The sequence below is a fragment of the Corallococcus sp. AB049A genome, from assembly GCF_003668885.1.
Classification (GTDB): domain Bacteria; phylum Myxococcota; class Myxococcia; order Myxococcales; family Myxococcaceae; genus Corallococcus; species Corallococcus interemptor.
Map to the genome: position 1 here is coordinate 1 of NZ_RAWL01000614.1, position 3,912 is coordinate 3,912.

The following is a 3,912-nucleotide window of genomic DNA, read 5'->3' on the forward strand; positions in this document are numbered from 1 at the left end:
GTCCCCCGCGGCCGCGGCGCGCAGCCCCGGCAAGGGAGACCCCTTCGCGGAGCCCGCGGAGCCCCGGCTGCCCATGGGCGGCTCGCCGGAGGACAAGCTGGAGTTCTTCCGGGGCATCCTGAAGCAGAAGACGGAGACCCTGGCCCGGGCGCGCGCGCTGTACGCCGAGCGCGAGGGCGAGGTGACGCAGCTCAAGGCCGCGCTGGAGAAGGCGCGCAAGGAGGGCGGCGGCGCGGGCGTAGCGGCCCCGTCGGCCCAGGACGAGCAGCGGCTGAAGCTGGCCCAGGCGAAGGTCGCCTCGCTGGAGGCGGAGCTCGCCGCGTCGGAGGCGGACCGCAAGGACCTCACGCGCGCGCTGGCGGAGGTGGAGGCGGAGCTTCCCCGGCTGACGGAGGAGCTCCAGGCGGAGCGCGAGTCGCGCGGGGCGATGGCGGAGGAGCTGGTCGGCGCGAAGGAGGCGCTGGGGCTGGCGCAGGACCGCGTGGCGGAGCTGGCGTCCGGCAAGTCCGAGGCGCAGGGCGCGCTGGAGGCGGTCCAGGAGCAGTACCAGGCCACGCTCGCGGACGTGGAGCGGCTGACCGCCGAGCGCGACGCGCAGGCGCTCAACATCAGCCAGCTGGAGACGGCGCTCGCGGAGGCCCGGGGCGCCATGGGGGCCCTGGAGAGCGAGAGCGACTGGTCGCGCAGCTCGCTGGAGGAGGCGCACGCCCACGCGAAGGTGATGGAGGGCGAGCGGGACGCCGCGCGCCGCCAGCTGGCGGTGGTGGAGGACGGGCTCAAGACGCTCCAGACGCAGGTGACGGAGCTGGAGCGCTCGCTCGCGCTGAAGGACGCGGACGCGGTGGGCCTGCGCGCCGCGCTCACCGCGCGCACGGCCGAGGCCGCGGAGCTGCCCGCGCTGCGCAGCGCCCTGGAGGCCCGCGCCGCGGAGGCCGTGCGCATCCAGACGCGCGTGCGCGAGCTGGAGGCGGAGGTCGCCCAGGCGCGTGAAGCCGCGCGCGCGGAAGTCGAGGCCGCGGAGGTCCGCGCGCGCATGGCCGAGTCGGAGCTGGCCTCGCTGCGCGAGGTGCTGGAGGCCGCGGAGGTCGAACAGGTCTCGCTGCGCGACCGGATGGAGTCGGACGCGGCGGCGCTCGGCGAGGCGGTGCAAGAGGCGGAAGGCCGGGTGCACGAGGCGGAAGCGAAGGCCGCCGCGCTGGAGGCCCAGCTGGCGGAGCTCACCGCCCGGTCCGGGGCCGCGGAGTCCGAGCGCGAAGCGCACCAGCAGCAGCTCGCCGCCGTGGAGCGCAAGCTCGCCACCACGCAGGCGGAGCGCGTGGGCTTCTCCGCGCGCGTGTCCATGCTGGAGACGGCCGCGGGCCAGCGCGAGGCGGAGCTTCAGCGCCAGCTGGCCCTGGTGGCCAAGGCCCAGGAGGAGCTGTCGCTGGAGCGCGCCCGCCGCGAGGCGGTGGAAGCGGAGATGGCGGACGCCCGCGTGCAGGCCGCCGAAGCCGAGGGCCGCGCCGAGGCGCTGAGCGCGGGCCATGACGACCAGCGCGAGGAGCTGAACTCCCTCCAGGAGCAGCTGGAGGCGGCGCGCGCGGAAGCGGACAAGGTGGACCGGCTCCAGCAGCGCGTGAAGATGGTGGAGGGCGCGCTGGAGGCCTCCGAGTCCAAGCGCCGCATCGCCGAAGCCCAGGCCGCCCGCGTGAAGGACCTGGACGCGAAGCTCGCGGCGGAGCAGGGGAGCCGGGGCGAACTGGATGCACGGCTCGCGGAAGCCAGCGCCGCGCTCGAAGCCGAGCAGGGCGCCAGGGCCGCGCTGGAGGCCCAACTCGAGGAGGCCCGCGCCGCGCTCGAAGCGGAGCAGGCGGCCCGCCAGGCGCTCGAAGCGAAGCTCGCGGCGGCACCGGCACCGGGCGTCGCGGCCGTGCCCTCGGACGTGGTCGCCGAACGCGACCAGCTCAAGGCGGACGTGGCCTCCATGAAGCGCAAGCTGATGGCGGCCGAGGCAGCGCTCGAATCGGCTGCCAGCACCAAGGCGAAGGTGGCGCGGTTGGAAGCGCAATTGAAGGCCCTGAAGTAGAGGTTGGACCTCCATGTCCTTCGCCGCGCCCACGGATGAGCTCACGGGCATGCAGGCGGCCCGGTTCGGGCTGTACCTGCACTTCCCGTACTGCCTGGCCAAGTGCCCCTACTGCGACTTCGCGGTGGCGGTCGCGCGCCAGGTGCCGGAGGAGCGCTACGCCAACGCGGTGCTGACGGAGCTGGACGCGCGCCTCGCCGCGGACCCGTCGCTGCGCGTAAAGCCGCTGGAGTCCATCTTCCTGGGCGGCGGTACCCCGTCGCTGTGGCACCCCCGCTACGTGGCGCGCGTGCTGGAGGGCATCGCCGCGCGCATGTCGCTCGCCCCCGGCCTGGAGATTTCCCTGGAGGGCAACCCGGAGCGCGCGGACGCGGAGCGCTTCGCCGGCTACCGGGCCGCGGGCATCAACCGGCTGTCCCTGGGCGTGCAGTCCTTCCAGCCGCAGACGCTCAAGGCGCTGGGCCGCGCGCACGATGCCGCCATGGTGGAGGGCGCGGTGGCGGCGGCGCGCCAGGCGGGCTTCCCCGTGGTGGCCATGGACTTCATCTACGGCGTGCATGGCCAGACGGTGGCGCAGGTGGAGGCGGACGCGCGCCGCGCGGTGGCCCTGGAGCCCGAGCACCTGTCCACCTACGCGCTGACGGTGGAGCGCGAGGTGCTGGCCGAGTCCACGCCGCTGTCCAAGCAGCTGGAGCGCGGCGAACTCTCCCTGCCAGAGGACGACGACGTGGTGGCCATGGCCCGGGTGGTGCGCGAGGTCTACGGCGCGCACGGCCTCACCCGCTACGAAATCTCCAACCACGCGCGCGAAGGCCTCGGCTCCCGGCACAACGCGCTCTACTGGACCGGCGGCGAGTACCTGGCGCTGGGCGTGGGCGCCACCGGCATGCTGCTGTCCCCGTCGCCCCACCGCTACGTGAACCTCCGCGGCCCGGAGGCGTACCTGCGCACGGTGGAGGAGGGGAAGCTGCCGGAGTCAAGCCGCGAGGACCTGGGGCCCGAGGAGCTCTTCGCCGAGCGGCTGAGCATGGGCCTGCGCCTGGTGTCGGGGGTGGACTGGGAGGCCGTCTGTGAGCGATACGGCCAGCCGGTGGAGCCCCGGCGCGCGGAGGTGGAGCGGCTGGTGGCCCACGGCTTCGCCATCCGTCACGGCCGTCGGCTGGCCCTGACGGAGCGGGGGGCGGACGTGCACAGCGCCATCTGCGCGCGGCTGCTGTAGGCGACTTCGGGGAAGGACGATTCGACCGTGCTGACCAAGTGGTTCATGTGGATGGGCCTCACGATGCTGACGGGCAGCCCGCTGCTGTCCCTCGCCATCCTGGCCGTGCTGCTGTTCGCCGCGGACCGCTTCACGCTCCAGGTGTTCCCCAGCCCCATGCGCGCCTTCAAGCGCTGGCAGCGCGCGGGTGAGCTCGCGGGCACCATCCTCACCAACACCCACGACCGCCGCGCCCGCGCGGAGCTGGCCGACATCCGCGTGGGCCAGAAGCGCTACCAGGAGGCGGTGGACCTGCTGCGCCCCAACCTGGACGCGGGCGATGACGACGTGGACACCCTCTACCTCCTGGGCGTGGCCTACCTGGGCGCCGGCGACGCGCCCCGGGGCGAGCTGCTCCTCACGGAGGCCGAGCGCCTGGACGCCGACTACCGCCAGGGCGCCATCGACCTGGAGCGCGGCCGCTTCCGCCTCCGGCGCGGTGACTACAAGGGCGCGCGCGAGGCCCTGGAGCGCTTCCTCCAGGTGCGTCAGGGCTCCGTGGAGGGGCGCGTGCTCCTGTCGCGCGCGCTGGACAAGGAGGGGCTGGACGTGGAGGCGAAGGAGACGCGCGACGCCGCCTGGCGCGAGT

The 3,912-nt window shown here is 74.5% G+C and carries 3 protein-coding genes; all 3 read left to right on the forward strand.

Annotation, left to right across the window (positions count from 1 at the left end; genetic code table 11):
• Positions 1 to 2,065: plectin 1 isoform 8 (locus tag D7X55_RS37135; RefSeq protein ID WP_121725503.1), on the forward strand; the 2,065-nt coding region annotated here is incomplete at its 5' end.
• 13 nt (positions 2,066 to 2,078) lie between these two features.
• Complete coding sequence (gene hemW, locus D7X55_RS37140; RefSeq protein ID WP_120548254.1) at positions 2,079 to 3,284, forward strand: radical SAM family heme chaperone HemW; 1,206 nt, start codon at positions 2,079 to 2,081, stop codon at positions 3,282 to 3,284.
• A gap of 30 nt (positions 3,285 to 3,314) precedes the next feature.
• A partial coding sequence (locus D7X55_RS37145; protein ID WP_233610296.1) for a lipopolysaccharide assembly protein LapB occupies positions 3,315 to 3,912 on the forward strand: 598 nt, incomplete at its 3' end.

What these genes read in the sequence shown, in the direction of transcription:
- hemW (WP_120548254.1), top strand. Translation starts at nt 2,079, where the DNA reads ATGTCCTTCGCCGCGCCCACGGATGAGCTCACGGGCATGCAGGCGGCC.